The organism is Sphingomonas sp. Leaf339 (genome assembly GCF_001426195.1).
Classification (GTDB): domain Bacteria; phylum Pseudomonadota; class Alphaproteobacteria; order Sphingomonadales; family Sphingomonadaceae; genus Sphingomonas.
In genome coordinates this window covers 121,671-139,761 of record NZ_LMRS01000034.1, presented here as the reverse complement: position 1 = coordinate 139,761, position 18,091 = coordinate 121,671, and the positions used below count along the sequence as shown (strand labels likewise).

Sequence of the window (18,091 nt, the reverse complement as noted above, 5' to 3'; positions counted from 1 at the left end):
CTCCGGCAATCGGAACGCAAGCGAAAGCATTCGGGTCCACCGCATCACTCGATTGACCCCATATAAAGATATCTTTATATGTTGATGAACATGATCGACCCACTCGACATCTTTGGCGCGCTGGGGGACGCCACCCGTCTTCGTATTCTCGCGCTGTTGCGCCGAATGGAGCTGTCGATCGGCGAACTGGCTCAAGTGCTGGGTCAGAGCCAGCCCCGCGTTTCGCGCCATGTGAAAATCCTGTGCGATGCCGGGGTGGCGGAACGGCGCAAGGAGGGTAGCTGGGTGTTCGTCGCCTTGGGCCGGCCGGCGGTGGTCGAACCGATCGCGGTACTGCTCGACGCTTGGGCCGATGGCCAAGCCGATCATTGGGCGGTCGCCGATGCGGCGCGATTGGCGGCGGTGCGGGCCGATCGGGCGTCGTCGGCGGCGGCTTGGTTCGAATTACATGCCGGCGAATGGGATGCCATCCGGTCGCTCCACGTGGCGGACAGCGAAGTGGAGGCGGCCATGCAGCAGGTGCTGGGCACCGCGCCGCTCGGTACGCTGATCGACATCGGCACCGGTACGGGGCGGATGCTGGAACTGTTCGGCCGCCAAGCGCAGACCGCGCTCGGGATCGATCGGTCGTCGGAGATGTTGCGTCTTGCCCGGGCGAAACTGGCGGGCGTCACCAACACCGATCTGCGACAGGCTGACCTGTACGCGCTGCCGATGGCGGACGGTGCCGCGGATGTGGCGATCATTCACCACGTGCTACATTTTGCGCAACAACCGGGCGCTGCGATCGTCGAGGCGGCGCGGGTGCTGGGGCCGGGCGGGCGCCTGCTGATCGCAGACTTCGCCTCGCATGATCGCGAGGACCTGCGCACCAAGGACGCGCATGTCCGGTTGGGCTTCGCGGACGAACAGGTGGCGGGATGGGCGGACGCGGCGGGCCTGCGGATGGTGCGGGTCGAAACACTGGGCGGCGGCGAATTGACGGTGAAATTATGGCTGGCGCGCAAAGGCGCGGCGGCCCTGCATGAGGTGAAGGCGGCATGACGATCTCGGTGAATCAGCTGGCAGAGGCGCGGCGGGCGCTCGAATCGCCGCTCTATGCCGATGTCGGCGGCGATCTGGCGGTCAGTTTCGAATTCTTCCCGCCGAAGAACGAGAAGATGGACATTCAGTTGTGGGAATCGGTGCGTACGCTGGAACCGCTCGGCCCGCGCTTCGTGTCGGTCACCTACGGCGCGGGCGGTACGACGCGTGAGCGGACGCATGCCACGGTGGCGCGCATCCAGCGAGAGACGTCGTTGGCAGCCGCCGCGCATCTGACCTGTGTCGAAGCAACGCGGGAAGAGATCGATCAGGTCGCCGAGGAATATTGGGCGGCGGGCGTGCGCCACATCGTGGCATTGCGCGGCGATCCGCCGCAGCAGGGTGCGTGCTTCGCCAGCCATCCCGGTGGATACGAGAATGCCGCCGATCTGGTCGCGGGGCTGAAGCGCCTGCATCCGTTCGAGATTTCGGTGGCGGCGTATCCGGAATCGCACCCCGATTCGCCCGATGCGGCGGCCGATCTCGACAACCTAAAGCGCAAGCTGGATGCCGGCGCCACGCGGGCGATCACGCAGTTCTTCTTCGAACCGGAAACCTTCTTCCGCTACCGCGATCAGGTGGCAAAGGCGGGGATCGATGCGGAGATCGTGCCGGGCATCATGCCGGTGTCGAATTTTGCCAGCGTGAAGCGCATGTCGGCGATGTGCGGCACGGCGGTGCCACCCTGGATGGGGCGCTTGTTCGAGGGTCTGGACGAGCATCCGGCGTCGCGGCAGCTCGTGGCAGCTACCGTGGCGGCGGAGCTGTCGCGTCGGCTGTATGCCGGTGGCGTCGACCAGCTGCATTTCTATACGCTCAATCGCGCCGAACTGGCGTTTGCGATTTGTCATCTGCTGGGCGTCCGCGCCAAGGCCTCGTCTGAGGCGGCGGCGGCATGAGCGCGCGGGAAAGGCTGAACGCGGAAGCCGCCAAGCGCATCCTGATTACGGACGGCGCATTCGGCACCGAAATCCAGAACTGGAAGCTGTCCGAGGCCGATTACGCAGGCGATCTGGGCCTCAGCCACGACCAGAAGGGCAATAACGACATTCTGGCGATCACCAAGCCGGAAGTACCCGAGACGATCACCCGCGAATATCTGGATGCCGGGTCGGACATCGTGTCGACCAACACGTTTTCAGCGAACCTGATTTCGCAGGCGGATTATGGTGCCGAGCATCTGGTGCGCGACATCAACCTGCGGTCGGCGGAGATCGCACGGCGGCTGGCGGATGAATATGCTGCACGTGATGGCCGACCCCGCTTCGTGGCGGGCGCGATCGGGCCGACGAACAAGACGCTGTCGTTGTCGCCCGACGTCAACGACCCCGGTTACCGTGAGATCGACTTCGATTATCTGAAGGGCGTGTACCGTGAACAGGCGGACGCCTTGCTGGAAGGCGGGGTCGACTTCATCCTGATCGAAACGGTGTTCGACACGCTGAATGCGAAGGCTGGGATCATGGCGGCGATCGAGGCCGGCAACGATCTGGGCCGTGACGCGCCGATCATGCTGTCGATGACGTTGACCGACCTTTCCGGCCGGAATCTGTCCGGTCACACGGTCGAGGCGTTCTGGCATGCGGTGCGCCATGCGAAGCCGGTGACGATCGGGCTGAACTGCTCGTTCGGGGCGGAGCAGTTGCGGCCGCATGTGAAGACGCTGTCCGAGATCTGCGACACGCTGGTCATGATTTATCCCAATGCGGGTCTGCCAAACGAACTGGGCGCCTATGACGAGGCGCCGGTGACGACGGCGGGTCTGGTGGGCGAATGGGCGGTGGCTGGTCAGGTGAATGTGCTGGGCGGATGCTGCGGATCGACACCGGCGCATATCAAGGCGATGGCGGACAAGGTGCGCGGTCTGCCCCCGCGGGTGCCGGTGGCGCCGACGGTACGAACGAAGCTGGCCGGGCTTGAACCGTTTACGATGGCGGCATGACACCGTTTGAGATCATCGCGAAACTGAACGCGGCCAAGATTTTCCACACGATTACCAGCGTCCGTGAGGGTGCGTTGCTGATCGACGCGGCAATCCCCGGCGAGCGGTGGGAAATCGAAGTGTTCGAGGACGGGCGTCTGGAGATCGAGCGATATCGTTCGACGGGTGAAATCGCTGACGAGTCGGCGTTGATCGACCTTTTTGAAAGTTTTTCGGACCACCAATGACCATTTCGGCCACCAATTTCGTCAACATCGGCGAGCGAACCAACGTCACCGGGTCCGCGCGCTTCAAGAAGCTCATCATGGCGGGAGACTACCCGGCCGCGGTTGAGGTGGCCTTGCAGCAGGTCGAGGCGGGGGCGCAAGTGCTCGACGTCAACATGGACGAAGGGCTGCTCGACGCCGAATACGCGATGACGACGTTCCTGAAGCTGATCGCGGCGGAACCCGATATCGCGCGCATTCCGTTCATGGTCGACAGTTCCAAATGGAGCGTGATCGAGGCGGGGCTGAAATGCGTGTCCGGCAAGCCGATCGTCAATTCGATCAGCATGAAGGAGGGCGAGGCGCAGTTCCTCGACCATGCGCGCAAATGCATGGCGTACGGCGCAGCGGTCGTCGTGATGGCGTTCGACGAGGTCGGTCAGGCGGACACTAAGGCGCGTAAGGTCGAAATCTGCGAGCGAGCGTACAAGCTGCTGGTCGGCATCGGCTTTCCGCCGGAGGATATCATCTTTGATCCCAACGTCTTCGCGGTGGCGACGGGGATCGAGGAGCATAACAACTACGGCATGGATTTCATCGAAGCGTGCCGCGAGATCAAGGCGCGCTGCCCGCACGTCCATATCTCTGGTGGGCTTTCGAATTTCAGCTTCTCGTTCCGGGGTAACGAGCCGGTGCGGCGCGCGATGCACAGTGTTTTCCTGTACCATGCGATCCCCGCGGGCATGGACATGGCGATCGTCAACGCCGGGCAGCTCGACGTGTACGACACGATCGATCCGGAACTGCGCAAGGCGGTCGAGGATGTCGTCCTTAATACCGACCCGGAGGCAGGCGACCGGCTGGTCGCGCTGGCGGAGCGATATCGCGGCACCGACGCGGTGGCCGAGAAGGCAGCGGCGGAATGGCGCAGCCTGCCGGTGACGAAGCGGCTGGAATATGCGCTGGTAAAGGGCATCGACGCGCACGTCGTCGACGATACCGAGGAGTGCCGCCAGCAATTCGCGCGGCCGATCGAGGTGATCGAGGGACCGTTGATGGACGGCATGAACGTCGTCGGCGACCTCTTCGGATCGGGCAAGATGTTCCTGCCGCAGGTGGTGAAATCCGCCCGCGTCATGAAAAAGGCGGTGGCGCATCTGCTGCCCTTCATCGAGGCGGCGAAGGAGCCGGGCGCAAAGGGTAAGGGCAAGATCGTGATGGCGACCGTGAAGGGCGACGTCCACGATATCGGCAAGAACATCGTCGGCGTCGTGCTACAGTGCAACGGGTTCGACGTGGTCGATCTGGGCGTCATGGTACCGTGGTCGAAGATCATCGCGGCGGCCAACGAGAACGATGCCGACATGATCGGCCTGTCCGGCCTGATCACCCCGTCGCTGGACGAGATGGTGACAGTGGCTGAGGAGATGAAGCGGGCGGGCATGACGATGCCGCTGCTGATCGGTGGTGCGACCACGTCGAAGGTGCATACCGCGCTGCGTATCTCACCCGCCTATGACGGGCCGATCGTGCATGTGCTGGACGCCAGCCGTGCGGTCGGCGTGGCGACGACGCTGGTCAGCGACACTGGCCGCGATGCCTATGTCGAGAGTGTCGCCGCCGAGTATCAGAAGGTCCGCGATGCGCGGGCGGGCAAGGGGCAGAACGATCTGTTGCCACTGGCCGATGCGCGGGCGCGGGGCTTCGTGGCGGATATGGCGCTCAAGGCACCGGCGCCGGTATCGCCGGGTCTGCACGTATTCGACGACTGGGATCTGGCGGATCTGCGGCCGTACATCGACTGGACGCCGTTCTTTCGGGCTTGGGAACTGGCGGGCAATTATCCGGCGATCCTGCAGGACGAGGTCGTCGGCGAGAGTGCCACGGGCCTGTTCGCCGACGCACAGGCGATGCTGGATACGATCATCGCCGAGAAGTGGCTGACGGCCAAGGGGATCGCGGCGCTGTGGCCGTGCCATCGCAGCGGCGACGACGTGTTCATCCAGATCGCGCATTCGGACGATCATCGCAGCCCCGATGGCGGATCCGTGCCGGAGGGGTTCAAGATCCCCGATCTGAACCGGAGCAACGAACATAGCGTCCGCCTGCCGTTCCTGCGCCAGCAGATCGCCAAGCGCGAGGGGCGGGCCAACATGTGCCTGGCTGATTTCATCGATCCGGCGGGCGACTGGATGGGCGGCTTCGCGGTCGGTATTCATGGCATCGATCCGCACATCGCCCGGTTCAAGGCGGGGCATGACGATTACAACGACATCCTGCTGAAGGCGCTGGCGGACCGGCTGGCGGAGGCGTTCGCGGAGCGGCTGCACCTGCATGTCCGTGCCGACCTTTGGGGCTATGCGCCGGGTGAGCAACTGACGAACGAGGCGCTGATCCGCGAACAGTATCGCGGCATCCGCCCAGCACCGGGATATCCGGCGTGCCCCGAGCATTCGTTGAAGCGCCAACTGTTCGACCTTTTGGGCGCGGAGGAGCGAGTCGGGATCGAGCTGATGGACAGTTTTGCGATGTTGCCGACGGCGGCGGTCAGCGGCTTCTATTTCGGGCATGCGCAGGCCGATTATTTCGGCGTGGCGCGGATCGGGCAGGATCAGGTGGTCGATTATGCCGAGCGACGCGGGGTCGATATCGGCACGGCAACGCGCTGGCTGCGACCCAATCTCGACTGATCACGGGCCGCCTGTCGGGGGTGGAAAGTCGCTAAAGTCACACCCTCCATACGCGCGCAATCACGGGCGCGGGTGCGAGGGGTTGGCTGGCAATCGGCATCGACGGTGAGAAAGAGCAGTTTCTGGTGTCTGGATACTCGACAGGGGGCCTGTAGGACATCCCCGGTCGCGGTCGCGATCAATGCGTCCGGCGTAACAGCTCGGGCAGTCTCTTCAGGCGGGGGGCGACGGCTGGGATGGTCAGCATCGTGCTGGCGATCGCCATCAGTAGCAGGGCGGTGAAGGTTTCATTGGTGATGATCTTCTTGTCGAGCAGGATGTTGACGAAGATGATCATGATGAGCGCCTTGGTCTGAAGCAGCCAGCCGATGATCGACGCCTCGCCCTTCTTCCAGCCGAGGATCCGACCGGCGAGGCCGATGCCGGCCAGTTTGCCGCCGACCGACGCGATCAGCAGCAAGGCTGCCGCGGCGAAGACGGTGATCCCCCCGACGCCCCATTGCGTCTTTAGGCCGGTCGACAGGAAGAACACCGGCATGACCGTCAGGAGGATGGTCGCGCGAAACTGGTCAATCCGTTCGCGGTCGAACCATTTGGCATCGAGGACCGCGCCCGACAGGAACGCGCCGACCATGAAATGCAGCCCGGCCCAGTCGGCGGCGAAGCCGCAACCGGCGAGCCAGATCAGGCTGATATACCAGCGGTCGCTCTCTGGCACGCGGGCGAGCAGGCGGCGGATCAGGATGGTGGCGAGCGCAAAGCCGATGAGGAAGCCGCCCTGTCGGCCGACGCGCTCCCAATCGAGCAGGATCAGCGCCAGGACGCCCCAGATGGCGATGTCATCGAGGCTGGCATAGCGCAGGACGCGCTGGCCGAGCGGTTGGCGAAGAATCTCGAGCTTTTCCATGAACAGGACGAGGATGGGCAACGCGGTAACGGCACAGGCCATGCCGATGCCCAGTACGACCTGCCACGTCGCACCCTCCGGCCCGCGCCAGCCGTCGTAGCGCAGCATCAGAAGGGCCGCGATGCTGCCTGTCACCAGCGGCACGGCGAGCGCGAGGCCGGCGGTGACACCGGTTTCGCCGCGGCGGCGCCATGCCTCCTCGACGTCGAGCTCGATGCCGGCGACCCAGACGAACATCATGACTGCCCACCAGGCGATGCCGTTGAGCGAGCCGATCGTCTGGGGGGTGAAGACGAAGGCGTAATAATCGGGATAGAGCGCGCCCAGCACGCCAGGTCCGAGCAGGATGCCGCCAACGATCTGGACGACGACAAGGGGCGCCCAATAGTCGGTCCGGCCCAGCCGCCAGACGGCATAAGGGACCGAGAAGATCAGCAGCATCGCGAGCAGGAATATCTCTGTCGGCGACATGGCGTGCATGGTCTTCTCTTCCCCCGTTTCGTCCGGCTGTGGCCGGTTTCCCCGCGTGGGGCGGTGGCCGAATTTTTGTGACGAGGCAATGATGCGGGTTGGAAAGTTAGGCTAAGGTTAGGCCTAAACCGGACCCTTTCCGGCGGGCGTCAGTGATGATCCGGCGATGGGAAAGAGCGATTGCAGTGGGTTATAACGCGACCGGGGTCTGTAGGACAGCGAGGGCCGGCGAGCTCGGTTTCATTGATGGTGATGTTCGGCGCTGCGAGCTGAGCGAAGCAATCCGGGCCGTGTGTGCGGTACTGGACTACTTCGCTGCGCTCGCAATGACGTTGCGGTAGGGTCGGGGACCTTTAGCGGGGGCAGGTGGTGGCGGGGCCGGGGTCGAGATCTAGGCAACGGCCGTCCTGACCGGACACGGGCATTCCAATGGTGGCCGCCAGGGTGGGCATGATGTCCACCGTTTCGACCGACAGCGGTTGTTCGAACGACGGCATCCCCTTGCGCCAGAACAGGATCGGCACGCGGCGGTCATAATCCCATGGTGAGCCGTGGGTTTCGACATAGCCGACACTGGGCTTCTCGATCGTTGTCACGCGTGGTTTCAGCAGGATCAAGAGGTCGCCGGAGCGATCGGGGTCGAAGGACGAGCGTGCGCGCTCGGCGAGGGTCCATGTCTCCGGCGGGGTGGTGGGCCACGGCGTGGCCATGATCTCGGCGCGGGTCAGGGCGGCGGCAACCTGGGGCATCGCCAGATAGCGGCGCTTCGCCTCCGCCAGCACGCGGGGCTTGGCGGCGGCGGGCAGGTCGCGGTCGATATAGATGTCGCCTTCCGCGCTCAGCAACACAGGACCCTTCAGGTTCAGCTCGCGGCCGATCGCGGCGCCGATCGCCTTGCTCTGCAATTGCGGATCGGCATGGGTTTCCATCGGCATGGCGTGATCGATCTGGCGTTCGGTCATGTCGTGCGCGCCGTGATCGGCGGTCAGCATCACCTCGTAATCGACGCCGGTCTGGTCCAGCACCTCGAAGAAGCCGGCCAGCGACTGGTCCAGTTCGTTCATCTGGATGCACATCTCGGTGCCCTGCGTGCCGACCGAATGGCCGATATAATCGGTGGCGGACAGGCCGATCGAGATGATGTCGGGCGTGGAGTTGCGACCCAGCTTCATGTCCTGCACCAGACCGGCAGCCATCGCGAGGACGGCGGCGTCGGACGCTGGCGAGGCGCGGAACGCCTTTGCATCGCCAGCATCGCGGGCGAAGCGGCCCTGACCCAACGTTTGCGTGCCAACGGCGATCGGGCGATCGAGCGGCTTGCACCAGCCCGGCAACGGCAGCGCCGCCTGCGGGCGGGCGAGCATCGCGGCGACCGCGTCGCGTGTGCGCTGGACGACGGGCGGGATCGCGCGACCGGCATAGGTGACATAGGTCTTGCCATCCCACCACCACAGTTCGTCGACCTTGTGACCGCCCATCATCACCGCGGCGCGATCCTTGCCGGCGACCGACACGACACGGGTGGCAGGGTTCGCGTTCTTCATCCGCTCACCCAGCGTCGGCACCTTCAGATGCTTGTCCGAGACGATGTAGCTGTCGTGGCTGGAATCGGGGGCGTGCTCGTCCTCCGAGCAATAGACGATCTTGTCGGCGCGGCCGGCGCGCTGATCGACCCAGTTGTTGGCGACGATGCCGGTATGCGCGGGGCGATAGCCGGTCAGGATCGTGGAATGGCCGGGGCACGTCTCGGTCGCGGCGTGGCTCTGATACCCGCTGGGGAAGACGACGCCGTTCAGCAGCCGGGCCATGCCGCCGGTGTAGCGGTTGCGATATTGCGCGAAGAGATCGGCGGAGAACTGGTCGACCGAGATCGCGACGATCAGCGTCGGCCGCGCGGTGGGCGTCGCCGGTCGGGGCACCGCCGGTTGGGGCGTTGCGGGTGCAGGTGCGGCGGGGGCCGGAGCGGTCTGCGCCAGCGCCGGGACGGCGAGCAGCAGGGCGAGCGGGGCGAGCACATGGGCTGGGGAGGATTTCATCGGCATCCTTGATGCATTGCGGGCGCCCGCCCGCTATGGAACGGGCGTTTCCCGGTATCAAGGATTGCCATGCGTCTTCTGCGTGTCGTGATGATGACTATGGTGATGTGGCTGGCGGGGCTTTCGCCGGCGCTAGCGCAGAATGGCGGGCGGGCAGGGCCGCATCTGGCGATGCAACTGGTCGCCGAGAGCGAACGACCGAAGGCGGGCGACACGGTCACGCTGGCGCTGGCGACGACGCCAGCCGCGGGATGGCACGGATATTGGTCAAACCCCGGCGATGCGGGCTTTCCCGCGACGTTCGGCTGGACGCTGCCCAAGGGCGTAACCGCGGAGACGCCGGCATGGCCGGTGCCGGAGACGTTGGTCGTCGCGGGGCTGATGAATTATGTCTATGAACGGCCCTATGCGCCGCTGGTGAAGCTGCGCGTGCCGGCTGGGCTGGCGGCGGGAACGGTACTGCCGATCGGATTGAAGCTGGATTATCTGGTCTGCACCCGGACGGTATGCGTGCCGGAGCAGCAGACGCTGGCGACGACGTTGACGGTAGGTGGGGGGACGGTAGGCGACGGCGCGGTGGCGCCGGCGACGCGGGCGCGGTTCGATGCGTGGCGGCAGGCGATCCCACGGCCGCTGGATACGCCGGCCACCTGGGCGGTGAAGGACGGCGCGCTGAAGGTGGCGGTGCCCTATCCCGCCGATGCGGCATTGGCCGAGCCTTACCTGTTTCCGACCGCTCCGGGATCGATCGAGGGGGCCGCGCCGCAGACGGTGGTGCGGGTCGGCGACCAGTTGGTCGTGACGACCAAGGGTACGCCGGCCGGGCCGTTCGAGGCGGTGCTTCGGATCGGTGACGGCCGCGGGCTGGCGATCAAGGCGCAGGCGGGGGTGGTGCCCGATGCGGGCGGTGCTGGCGGCGCGGGGCAGCCATGGGTCGTGGCGGCGTTGCTGGCGTTTGCGGGCGCGGTGATCGGCGGGCTGATCCTGAACGTGATGCCGTGCGTGTTTCCGATCCTGAGCCTGAAGGCGCTGAGCCTGGCGCGGGCGAACGTCGCCGAGCGGGAGGCGCGGCGGGAGGCCCTGGCCTATACCGCCGGTGTCGTGCTGGTATGTCTGGGGCTGGGGGCGGTGATCCTTGGCCTGCGCGCGGGCGGGGCGACGGTGGGCTGGGCATTCCAGTTGCAGGACCCGCGCGTCGTCGTGGTGCTGTTGCTGCTGTCGGTGGCGATCGCGCTGAACCTGTCGGGGTTGTTCGAGATGCCGATGCCGCGCTGGGCCGGTGAGGCCGGCAGCGGCGGATCGTTCGCGACCGGGGCGCTGGCGGCGTTCGTGGCGACGCCGTGTTCGGGGCCGTTCATGGGCGCGGCACTGGGGGCGGCGCTGGTGCTGCCGGTGCCGGCGGCGCTGGCGGTGTTCGCGGGGCTGGGGCTGGGACTGGCGTTGCCGTTCCTGTTGCTGGGCTTCGTGCCTCGCTTGCGGAAGCGGTTGCCGAAGCCGGGGGCGTGGATGGCGCGGCTGAGGCGCATATTGTCGGTGCCGATGTGGCTGACGGCGCTGGCGCTGGTGTGGGTGCTGGGGCGGCAGGCGGGCGTCGATGGCATGACGCTGGGGCTCGGTGCGGCGCTGGTCGCGGCGCTGGCGCTGTGGGCCGGCGGGCGGCGGCAGATGGCGGGGCTGTCGCTCGGCTGGACGCTGGTGCCGGTCGCCGCAAGTCTGGGTGTGGCGGCGCTGGTGCAGCCGGTGGCGGCCACGCCGTCAGCGGCGGCGGGCGAGGCGTTTTCGGAGGTGCGGCTGGCGGCGTTGCGCGCGGAGGGGCGGCCGGTGTTCGCGTACTTCACCGCCGACTGGTGCCTGACGTGCAAGGTGAACGAGAAGGCGGCGATCGATCGCGCCGGCGTGCAGGCAGCGTTCGCGAAGAACAAGGTCGCGGTGTTGATCGGCGACTGGACCGATGGCGACCCGGTACTCGGCCGATTCATCGAACGGCATAACCGGGCGGGGGTGCCGCTGTACCTCTATTATGCACCAGGAGCTAAGGAGGCGCGGGTGCTGCCGCAGGTGCTGACGACGGGGATGCTGGAAGAATTGGGGGGATAAGCCCGGCATGGCCTCTTGTGCGGTGCGGCGATCTCGCGCAGCATGGAACTAGGGCGCTGTGGAGAGCTTTCCGTTCCAATGGGTAATCAGGCGTTCGACGAAATTCTGGGGGCCGGCGGTGGTGCACCTTCGCGTGCAGAACTGGCGGCGTTGTGCAACTGGATAGAGACGACGCCGCGCGACGAGCTGCGCCGGCGGCAACAGGCGGCCGAGGCGACGTTCCGGCAGCTGGGCATCACCTTTGCGGTGTATGGCGAGAGCGAGGCCAGCGAGCGGATCATTCCGTTCGACATCGTGCCGCGCGTGTTCCTGCATGACGAATGGGCGCGGCTGTCGGACGGTTTGATCCAGCGGGTCGAGGCGATCAATGCGTTCCTCGACGATATCTATGGCGAGCGCCGGATCCTGAAAGAGGGCGTGTTGCCCGAGGATCTGGTGCTCGGCAATCCGCAGTTCCGGCCGGAGATCGCCGGGATTCGACCGCCGCACGGGGTGTGGGCGCATATCTGCGGCATCGATCTGGTGCGGACCGGGCCGGACGAGTTCTTCGTGCTGGAGGACAATGCGCGCACGCCGTCGGGTGTCAGTTACATGCTGGAGAATCGCGAGGCGATGCTGCGGCTGTGCCCGGAGCTATTCCGCGAATTCCGGGTGGCGGCGGTGGACAGCTATCCCGACCGGTTGCTGGAGGTGATGAAGTCGGTGGCGCCGCACGGGGTCAGCGCCCCGACCTGTGTCGTGCTGACGCCGGGGCATTATAATTCCGCTTATTACGAACACAGCTTCCTGGCCGATTCGATGGGGATCGAGCTGGTCGAGGGCGCCGATCTGGTCGTCGATGACGACATGGTATGGATGCGGACGATCGCGGGGCGGGTGAAGGTCGATGTGATCTATCGCCGAGTCGATGACGATTTTCTCGATCCGCTGGTGTTCCGGCCCGATTCGGCGCTTGGCGTGCCGGGGCTGATGGCGGCCTATGCCGCGGGCAACGTCGCGATCATGAACGCGCCGGGCAACGGCATCGCCGACGACAAGGCGATCTATAGCTACATGCCCGAGATCGTGCGCTTCTATTCCGGGGGCGAGGCGAAGCTGCCCAATGTCGAGACGTGGCGCTGCCGCGAGCCGGACGCGTTGAAATACACGCTCGATCATCTGGACGAGGTGGTGGTGAAGCTGGTCGACGGATCGGGCGGGTACGGGATGCTGGTGGGGCCGACCGCGTCGAAGGCCGAGATCGAGACGTTCCGCGCCGCGCTGATCGCCGAGCCACATCGCTATATCGCGCAGCCGACGCTGGCGCTGTCGACGGTGCCGACGCTGGCGGACAGCGGGCTGGCGCCGCGGCATGTCGATTTCCGGCCGTTCGTGCTGACGGGGTCGCGCGGCGTGCAGGTGGTGCCGGGTGGGCTGACCCGCGTGGCGTTGAAGGAGGGATCGCTGGTGGTGAATTCCAGCCAGGGCGGCGGCACCAAGGATAGTTTCGTGTTGATGGATAACGGGCCGCAACAGACGCAAAGTCAGGGGTCGTCGGGCCAGGGGCTGGGCCAGAACCAGACGATGGGTGGCATGACGCAGGCGCAGGGCTTCGCGCCGATGGGGCCGGCGGCCTGATGCTCAGTCGCACGGCGTCATCGCTCTATTGGCTGGGCCGGTATTTCGAACGAGCGGACTTCATCGCCCGGCTGGTGGAGGCGACGGTGCGGCTCGACGTGCTGTCGCCGCGGCCGGCGGGGCGTGAGGCATGGGTGTCGGCGCTGAAGGTGACCGATACCGAGGAGGATTTCGACGAGGTCGGCGCCGAACTGAAGCGCAGCGAGGTCGCGCGGTTCTTGACGGTGGACAGCGCGCATCCGGGGTCGATCGTCCGCTGTCTCGACATGGCGCGCAACAATGCGCGGGCGGTGCGGACCGCGCTGACGCGCGAGGCGTGGACGGCGATCAACCGGGCGTGGCTGATCTTCGAGGGGAAGCCGGCGGCGGACGATCCGACGGCGGTCCTCAATCTGGTCGAGGCGGTAAAGAACGAGACGCGCGGGTTCGAGGGCGCGGTCCACCGGATGCTGCGCAACCAGACGACGTGGTTCATCCGGCTGGGACAGGCAGTGGAGCGGGCGGACAACACGGCGCGGCTGCTCGACGTGAAATACCATATCCTGTTGCCGGCGGGCGAGCGGATCGGCGGCGTCGTCGATCGCGATCAGTGGACGACGATCCTGCAGACGGTGTCGGCGGTGACGGCGTATCGCTGGTTGTATTCGGATGGCTTGAAGCCGGCGAGCGTCATCGACCTGCTGATTGCACGCGCCGAGTTGCCGCGCAGTCTGGCGGCGTCTGTCGAGGAGACGGTGGACGTGCTGTCGATGCTGGCCAAGAGGACAGGGCAGCATGGCGAGGCGGACCGGATGGCGCGGTTGCGGGCGACACGGATGGGCAAGACGCGATCGGGGGAAGTGATCGCATCGGGCCTGCATCAGTTCCTGCAATCCTTCATCCAGGAAAACGCGCTGTTGCACAGTGCGATCGGGCGACAATTTAAGTTCGGGTAACAGGGGGCCGGCGCCATCGCCGGTGGGAAAAGGGGGGAACATGCGGCTGTCGATCCATCATCGTACGGCATATCGTTTCTCAAAGCCGCAGGATCGGCTGGTGCAGATGTTGCGGATGACGCCGCAGAATACGCACGACCAGACGGTGGCGAGTTGGCGGATCGACATCGACTGCGATGCCAAGCTGCGTGAGGGGCGCGACGGCTGGGGCAACGCGGTGACGATGCTGTATGCCGAGGGGCCGCTGACCGAACTGGAGATCGCGATCAGCGGCGAGGTGTTGACCAGCCATTCCGACGGTGTGCTGCACGGCGTGCCGGAGCCGTTGCCGCCAGCGGTGTTCCTGCGAGCGACCGACGTGACGATGCCCGATCCCGCGATCGCGACGTTCGCCGCCGCGACCGCCGGGGGGTATGAGATGTTGCGGGCGCTGCACCGGATCAACGCCGCCCTACATGAGCGGTTTGCGATGGACCGGTCGCGGCCCGCCACCGGATTGACGGCGGGCGAGGCTTTTACCGCGGATAGCGCGACGCCGCGCGACTTGGCGCACATGTTCGTGGTGGCGGCGCGCAGCCTGAACGTGCCGGCGCGATACGTCTCAGGCTATTCGTTGCTGGCGGGTGAGCACCGGCCGACACCGCATGGCTGGGCGGAGGCGTATCTGGAAAAGCTGGGTTGGGTGGGTTTCGATCCTTGCAGCGGTCTATCGCCGCAAGAGGATTATGTCCGGGTCGCCTCTGCACTGGACGCGGCGGGTGCCGCGCCTGTCGCAGGATCGCGGCTGGGCGAGGGTGAGGAGCGGCTGGACGTGGACGTGACGGTCGCCGAGGCTTGATCGTTTAGGCGATCGCGGGAGCCACCGTTGGCCGGGCCATGTCCTCGTCTCGGAGCAGGCGCCAGCCGGCCGGGCCAAGTACCTCGATCGGGCGATAGCGGGTCTTGTATTCCATCCGCGGCGATCCCTTCACCCAATAGCCGAGATAGACATAGGGCAGGCCCGCATCGCGCGCCCGCATGATGTGATCCATGATGACGAAATTGCCCAGGCCAGGACGGCTGCCTTCGTCGGTGTCGAAGAAGCTGTAGATCATCGACAGCCCGTCCGCCTGACGATCGGTGAGGCAGGCGGCGACCAACCGGCCGCGCCGCCCGTTCACCGCCGGCTCGCGATATTCGACGATCAGGGAATTGACCGGCGAATGTTCGATCATGTCGGCGTAATCGTCCTCGTCCATCCCTGCCATGCCGCCGCCGGGGTGGCGGGCGGCGAGGTAGCGGCGCAGGAGTTGATATTGCTCGTCGGTCGCCCAGGCGCGGCAGGCAGTGACCTCCAGATCGGCATGACGCCTCATCAATTTGCGCTGGGTGGCGCTGGGGACGAATTCATCGTTCACGACGCGGACGGAGACGCACGCCGTGCAACCCGCGCACGAGGGGCGATAAGCTACACCCTGGCTGCGGCGGAAACCGATCCGGCCGAGCGCATCGTTCAGTTCGGCGGCGTGCGGTCCGGTCAGTTCCGTGAACACCTTCCGTTCCTGCCGGCCCGGCAGATAGGGACACGGCGACGGGCTGGTGACGAAAAAGCGCGGAAAACGAAATGGCGCAGTCACCGCCGATGGACCCCCGGAAACGAGAACAGATGATGCTATATGTATTCAGCGAAAGCTGGTGAAAAGCTCGTTTACCATTAAACGGCGCTAACACTGGATTTTTGCACATAAGTTAGTATGGAACGCCCTGCGGGTTGCTGCGTTGCGGTAATCCCAGTCGTCTATCTATCGGAGTCCAATCCTATGCGTTCATTCACTGCCATCGCCTCGGCCGTCGCGCTGACCGTCTCGCCTGTCATCGCTGCCCCGGCCTTTGCTGCACCGGTGAATGCCGCTTCGTCGCTGTCGGTTGCCAAGGCTCGCGTCGGCACGGCGACGTCGTCGAAGAAGAACGGCCTGGCCGGCGGTGGCGCGATCGCCGCTGCCCTGCTGGCTGCTGGCGTTGTCGCCATCGGCGTTGTCGCCATCGTCAACGACAACAACGACGATTCCGACAGCAACTAATCAAGGCAGGACCCGTCTGCGCAAGCGGGCGGGTCCACCTTATCGAAGGGGCTGATGGCCCTTTCCATGCTGATGCCCTGGCTTGCACATGCAGGTCAGGGCATTTTGATGACGAAGCCATGGATGTCACCCGCAAATGTCACGGTGATATTTACCTCTTTGGGTTTGCGTCCGAGCTTGTCGGTCAGCAGCGCACCACCAAGACTGGCCCGTGGCGCAACCACCGCGGTTTTCAACAACGATTCGCGCACGGCGCGCGCGCTGGCGTTTTCGTTCGGCGGGGCGGTTTCGGGGCGGACAAAGCGTTCGTCCGGCACGCCTGCGGCCGCATTCAACGGATTGGTGGCGCCCATGTTGTCCCGCTGCCCGAAACCCTGGATGACGGGGGCCGCAGATGCGCGGGCAAGCGCCGAGTCCCGGGATGCCGGCGCGGGCGGGCGTTTCAATATCTGATCTGCGGTGGCGATCATCACTGGCTTGCCCCCGACCGCGATGGCGATCGCCGCAGGCCCGAACGGCCGGGGCTCCTTGCTGCCGTTCACCGCGACGATCCGGATCGACAGGCGTCCATCCGTCAGGCCTGGATCGACCGCCAGCGTGATGGCGCTGGACGGTGTTTGTGAGACCAGCGACGCGCCGGCGACGCCGACCGTCGGATGACGTTCCTGCGCCGCGACGGAACCCGCCAGGGTCAGGGCGGCGATTCCGAGCATAGCCAGTTTCATGACGACCTCATGTCCATTGAACCGATCCGGTGAAGACCACGCCCCGAACGGCAGCGCTCGCTACGCCAGTTCGACCGGCGTCGTGTCGTAACCCGCAGCACGCAGCGCATCGATCAGACGGTGCAGGTGGGCGGCATCCCGCGCTTCGCATTCGATATCGGTGATCAGTCCCTTGGCCGGCAGCGTGGTGAAAACGCGCTGATGATAGACCTCGATGATGTTGATCCGTTCCTGATCGAATATCCGCGCCACATTGAACAGGGCGCCGGGTTGATCCTGCAACCGGATGCGAAGGCGGGCCAGGCGCCCGGAGCGTGCCAGATCGCGCAACAGCACATTGGCGAGCAACCGCGTGTCGATATTGCCGCCGCACAGCACCACGCCCACCGTCTTGCCGGCAAACCGGCCCGGATGGGCGAGCAGCGCTGCGAGACCGGCGGCGCCGGCACCCTCGACCACCGTCTTCTCGATCTGGAGCAGCAGGCTGACGGCCTCTTCCAGGCTGCGCTCGTTGACCAGCAGGATGTCGTCGACCAGTTGCGCGACCATGCGGGCGGTGATGCCACCCGGCTCCTTGACCGCAATACCCTCGGCCAGGGTGTCGCCCGCGCAAGGCATGTCGGTGCCGTTGATGCGGTTGTACATCGAGGGGAACAGTTCCGCCTCGACGCCGACGACCTCGACCGGCTTCGGTTGCGCGCGCGCGACGGTCGCCATGCCGGAGATCAGGCCGCCGCCGCCGATCGGCGTGACGAGCGTGTCGATCGAGGGCACATCCTCGAACATCTCGATGGCGACGGTGCCCTGGCCGGCGATGATGCGGGGATCGTCGAAAGGATGGACGAAGGTAAAGCCGCGTTCGCCCTCCAGCACGCGGGCATGGGCATAGGCGGCATCGAACGTGTCGCCTTCCAGCACGACATTGGCGCCGTGACCCTCGGTCTGGACGATCTTCACCGTCGGCGTGTTACGTGGCATCACGATCGTCGCCGGGACGCCGAGCCGGTTGGCGTGATAAGCGAGACCCTGCGCATGGTTGCCGGCGGAGGCGGCGATGACGCCCTTGGCCTTTGCCTCCTCCGACAATTGCAGCAGTGTGTTGAGCGCGCCGCGTTCCTTGTAGGCGGCGGTGAACTGGAGGTTCTCGAACTTCAGATACACCGTCGCGCCGGTCATCTGCGACAGGGTGCGGCTGATGAGCGTGGGCGTCCGCACGATCGAATCGCGAATGCGGGCATGGGCGGTGCGCACATCGTCGATGCTGACGGGAAGCGTTTCGGGCTGCGGCTTGATCTGGGTTGCCATGCCTTCCCGTTAGACCG

The 18,091-nt window shown here is 65.7% G+C and carries 15 protein-coding genes; 10 read left to right on the top strand and 5 right to left on the bottom strand.

The window, feature by feature from the left end; genetic code table 11:
• The first annotated feature begins 90 nt into the window (after positions 1-90).
• Genes ASG67_RS13135 through metH form a run of 5 tightly spaced genes read left to right on the top strand, consistent with a single transcriptional unit; the run spans position 91 to position 5,921 of the window.
• Positions 91-1,044: an ArsR/SmtB family transcription factor gene (locus ASG67_RS13135; RefSeq protein ID WP_056531420.1), complete on the top strand. Its 954-nt coding sequence runs from the start codon at positions 91-93 to the stop codon at positions 1,042-1,044.
• Complete coding sequence (gene metF, locus ASG67_RS13130; protein ID WP_056531010.1) at positions 1,041-1,982, top strand: methylenetetrahydrofolate reductase [NAD(P)H]; 942 nt, start codon at positions 1,041-1,043, stop codon at positions 1,980-1,982. Before ASG67_RS13135 ends, metF begins: the two co-directional genes overlap by 4 nt.
• Positions 1,979-3,025, top strand: coding sequence for a homocysteine S-methyltransferase family protein (locus tag ASG67_RS13125; protein ID WP_056531007.1), 1,047 nt, complete (start codon positions 1,979-1,981; stop codon positions 3,023-3,025). The genes metF and ASG67_RS13125 overlap by 4 nt, the downstream gene beginning before the upstream one ends.
• On the top strand, positions 3,022-3,252 hold the full coding sequence (locus ASG67_RS13120) for a hypothetical protein (protein ID WP_056531002.1): 231 nt from the start codon (positions 3,022-3,024) through the stop codon (positions 3,250-3,252). The genes ASG67_RS13125 and ASG67_RS13120 overlap by 4 nt, the downstream gene beginning before the upstream one ends.
• A complete protein-coding gene (gene metH, locus ASG67_RS13115; RefSeq protein ID WP_056531000.1) occupies positions 3,249-5,921 on the top strand; it encodes a methionine synthase in 2,673 nt (890 codons plus the stop codon). The genes ASG67_RS13120 and metH overlap by 4 nt, the downstream gene beginning before the upstream one ends.
• Positions 5,922-6,099: 178 nt before the next feature.
• On the opposite strand, the gene ASG67_RS13110 is transcribed toward metH, so the two are convergent.
• Both ASG67_RS13110 and ASG67_RS13105 read right to left on the bottom strand, forming a co-directional pair.
• Positions 6,100-7,308, bottom strand: a complete 1,209-nt coding sequence (locus ASG67_RS13110; RefSeq protein WP_056530996.1) for a cation:proton antiporter — start codon at positions 7,306-7,308, stop codon at positions 6,100-6,102.
• Between the two features lie 344 nt (positions 7,309-7,652).
• The gene (locus ASG67_RS13105; protein WP_056530992.1) at positions 7,653-9,335 is read right to left on the bottom strand and encodes an alkaline phosphatase family protein; all 1,683 of its coding nucleotides are present in this window, start codon (positions 9,333-9,335) and stop codon (positions 7,653-7,655) included.
• Positions 9,336-9,404: 69 nt separating this feature from the next.
• Between ASG67_RS13105 and ASG67_RS13100 the strand changes: the two genes are divergently transcribed.
• The 4 genes from ASG67_RS13100 to ASG67_RS13085 all read left to right on the top strand — a co-directional run bounded on the left by ASG67_RS13100 (position 9,405) and on the right by ASG67_RS13085 (position 14,822).
• Positions 9,405-11,432 carry a protein-disulfide reductase DsbD family protein gene (locus ASG67_RS13100; protein WP_056530989.1) on the top strand — a complete coding sequence of 676 codons (2,028 nt, stop codon included), beginning with the start codon at positions 9,405-9,407 and terminating at the stop codon, positions 11,430-11,432.
• A 78-nt stretch (positions 11,433-11,510) separates the two neighbouring features.
• Entirely contained in the window at positions 11,511-13,049 is a 1,539-nt protein-coding gene (locus tag ASG67_RS13095) for a circularly permuted type 2 ATP-grasp protein (protein ID WP_056530986.1), read from the top strand.
• Entirely contained in the window at positions 13,049-13,984 is a 936-nt protein-coding gene (locus ASG67_RS13090) for an alpha-E domain-containing protein (RefSeq protein ID WP_056530983.1), read from the top strand. Before ASG67_RS13095 ends, ASG67_RS13090 begins: the two co-directional genes overlap by 1 nt.
• Before the next feature lie 40 nt (positions 13,985-14,024).
• The gene (locus tag ASG67_RS13085) at positions 14,025-14,822 is read left to right on the top strand and encodes a transglutaminase family protein (RefSeq protein WP_056530980.1); all 798 of its coding nucleotides are present in this window, start codon (positions 14,025-14,027) and stop codon (positions 14,820-14,822) included.
• A 4-nt stretch (positions 14,823-14,826) separates the two neighbouring features.
• On the opposite strand, the gene ASG67_RS13080 is transcribed toward ASG67_RS13085, so the two are convergent.
• Entirely contained in the window at positions 14,827-15,600 is a 774-nt protein-coding gene (locus ASG67_RS13080; RefSeq protein ID WP_056530977.1) for an arginyltransferase, read from the bottom strand.
• Between the two features lie 183 nt (positions 15,601-15,783).
• Here ASG67_RS13080 and ASG67_RS13075 point away from each other — a divergent pair, with 183 nt between their 5' ends.
• A complete protein-coding gene (locus tag ASG67_RS13075) occupies positions 15,784-16,044 on the top strand; it encodes a hypothetical protein (RefSeq protein ID WP_056530974.1) in 261 nt (86 codons plus the stop codon).
• A 95-nt stretch (positions 16,045-16,139) separates the two neighbouring features.
• Here the strand turns inward: ASG67_RS13075 and ASG67_RS13070 are convergent, their stop codons facing one another.
• Together ASG67_RS13070 and ASG67_RS13065 are read right to left on the bottom strand one after the other, a co-directional pair.
• Positions 16,140-16,757: a hypothetical protein gene (locus tag ASG67_RS13070; protein WP_156460815.1), complete on the bottom strand. Its 618-nt coding sequence runs from the start codon at positions 16,755-16,757 to the stop codon at positions 16,140-16,142.
• 72 nt (positions 16,758-16,829) lie between these two features.
• Positions 16,830-18,074, bottom strand: a complete 1,245-nt coding sequence (locus tag ASG67_RS13065) for a threonine ammonia-lyase (RefSeq protein WP_056530968.1) — start codon at positions 18,072-18,074, stop codon at positions 16,830-16,832.
• Between the last annotated feature and the right edge of the window lie 17 nt (positions 18,075-18,091).

Coding starts and splice junctions, on each gene's coding strand:
- ASG67_RS13135 (WP_056531420.1), top strand. CDS start 91: ATGATCGACCCACTCGACATCTTTGGCGCGCTGGGGGACGCCACCCGT.
- metF (WP_056531010.1), top strand. CDS start 1,041: ATGACGATCTCGGTGAATCAGCTGGCAGAGGCGCGGCGGGCGCTCGAA.
- ASG67_RS13125 (WP_056531007.1), top strand. CDS start 1,979: ATGAGCGCGCGGGAAAGGCTGAACGCGGAAGCCGCCAAGCGCATCCTG.
- ASG67_RS13120 (WP_056531002.1), top strand. CDS start 3,022: ATGACACCGTTTGAGATCATCGCGAAACTGAACGCGGCCAAGATTTTC.
- metH (WP_056531000.1), top strand. CDS start 3,249: ATGACCATTTCGGCCACCAATTTCGTCAACATCGGCGAGCGAACCAAC.
- ASG67_RS13110 (WP_056530996.1), bottom strand. CDS start 7,308: ATGCACGCCATGTCGCCGACAGAGATATTCCTGCTCGCGATGCTGCTG.
- ASG67_RS13105 (WP_056530992.1), bottom strand. CDS start 9,335: ATGAAATCCTCCCCAGCCCATGTGCTCGCCCCGCTCGCCCTGCTGCTC.
- ASG67_RS13100 (WP_056530989.1), top strand. CDS start 9,405: ATGCGTCTTCTGCGTGTCGTGATGATGACTATGGTGATGTGGCTGGCG.
- ASG67_RS13095 (WP_056530986.1), top strand. CDS start 11,511: ATGGGTAATCAGGCGTTCGACGAAATTCTGGGGGCCGGCGGTGGTGCA.
- ASG67_RS13090 (WP_056530983.1), top strand. CDS start 13,049: ATGCTCAGTCGCACGGCGTCATCGCTCTATTGGCTGGGCCGGTATTTC.
- ASG67_RS13085 (WP_056530980.1), top strand. CDS start 14,025: ATGCGGCTGTCGATCCATCATCGTACGGCATATCGTTTCTCAAAGCCG.
- ASG67_RS13075 (WP_056530974.1), top strand. CDS start 15,784: ATGCGTTCATTCACTGCCATCGCCTCGGCCGTCGCGCTGACCGTCTCG.
- ASG67_RS13070 (WP_156460815.1), bottom strand. CDS start 16,757: ATGCTCGGAATCGCCGCCCTGACCCTGGCGGGTTCCGTCGCGGCGCAG.
- ASG67_RS13065 (WP_056530968.1), bottom strand. CDS start 18,074: ATGGCAACCCAGATCAAGCCGCAGCCCGAAACGCTTCCCGTCAGCATC.